The sequence below is a fragment of the Mesorhizobium sp. M2A.F.Ca.ET.037.01.1.1 genome, from assembly GCF_003998075.1.
Taxonomy (GTDB): domain Bacteria; phylum Pseudomonadota; class Alphaproteobacteria; order Rhizobiales; family Rhizobiaceae; genus Mesorhizobium.
Map to the genome: position 1 here is coordinate 1 of NZ_RZSA01001319.1, position 1,451 is coordinate 1,451.

At 65.5% G+C, this 1,451-nt stretch carries 2 protein-coding genes; both read left to right on the forward strand.

The genetic code is table 11. The features are described 5' to 3' along the window. The coding region (locus EOA27_RS36330; RefSeq protein ID WP_145970828.1) for a HAMP domain-containing sensor histidine kinase at positions 1-1,071 on the forward strand (1,071 nt) is incomplete at its 5' end. Positions 1,072-1,152: 81 nt separating this feature from the next. Further along, positions 1,153-1,451: FAD-dependent oxidoreductase (locus EOA27_RS36335; protein WP_145970829.1), on the forward strand; the 299-nt coding region annotated here is incomplete at its 3' end.

A 1,451-nucleotide genomic window follows, 5' to 3' on the forward strand; every position in this document is an offset into this window, starting at 1 on the left:
GAGGTGCGGACCGCGCTTTCCGGCGCTTATGCCAGCGAGCTCAGGCTGCGCATCCCCGACCAGCCGCCGCCACCGCTTTATTCGGTGAGCCGCGGCACCAGGGTGCGAGTCTTCGTCGCCATGCCGGTCGAACTCGACGGCAGGGTCGCCGGCGTGGTCTATCTGTCGCGGACGCCGAACAACATCGTCAAGCATCTCTATGGCGAGCGCGGCAAGGTGACGTTGGCGGCCATCGCCATTCTCGGCGGCACGCTCTTGATCGCGCTGGTGTTCATCCGCACCGTCAGCCGGCCGATCTATGCGCTGATCGAGCGGACGAAACGCATCGCCGCCGGCGATCGCGACGCGATCAGGCCGCTCGCCCATCACGGCACGCGCGAGATGGCGGCGCTGTCGACGGCCTTCCTCGACATGGCGACCAAGCTGCAGGCGCGCTCCGACTCCATCCAGACCTTCGCCACCCATGTCTCGCATGAGCTGAAATCGCCGCTGACGGCGATCCAGGGCGCGGCGGAGCTGCTGCGCGATTCCGGCGGCGCGATGGACGAGGCCGAGCGCAAGCGCTTTTCCAACAACATCGTCACCGATGCCGGGCGGCTCAATCTCCTGGTGCGCCGGCTGCTCGACCTGGCGCGCGCCGAAAACCTGGAGCCGAGTGGCGAAAGCACGACGCTTCGTGCGGCGCTGGCATCCTTGCCTGTCGACGCCAGGCTGGAGACGCGGCTCGAAGGCGGCGGCGATATCAGGCTCGGCATCTCGGCCGAGAATCTCGGCATCGTGCTCGCCAACCTCATCGACAATTCGGCGAGGCACGGCGCCCGGCAGGTGGCGATCCATGCCTCGGCCGATGGCGAGCGCGCGTCGATCCAGATAGGCGACGACGGCGACGGCATCTCGGCCGCCAACCGGGCCAAGATCTTCGAGCCGTTCTTCACCACGCGGCGCGAGACCGGCGGCACCGGCGTGGGGCTCGGCATCGTGCTGGCCCTCCTAAAAGCGCATGATGGCACGATCAGGCTGGTTGACTCCGAGCGCGGCACGCGCTTCGAGATCAATCTGCCGGTCGTCTGAGAACCGGGGTGGCTTGCTACGCAATTCCGTACGGAAAACCGCTACACACTTTTCCTGGAATTGCTCTGATCGGAGAAAAAAGTGCGCTACGACATCGTCATCATCGGCGGAGCCATCGTCGGGTCCTCGGTCGCCTATCATTTGCGGGAGGAAGGCTTTACCGGCTCCATCGCGCTGATCGAGCGCGATCCGCAATTCTCGCATGCGGCGACGACCTTGTCCTGCGCCTCGATCCGCCAGCAATTCTCCATCCCTGAAAACATCCGCCTGTCGCAGTTCACCCTGAAACTGTTCCGGCGGCTGAAGGAAACGTTCGGCGCCGATGCCGATATCGGCTTTCGCGAAGGCGGCTATCTCATCCTCGCCGGCGAGGCCGGGCT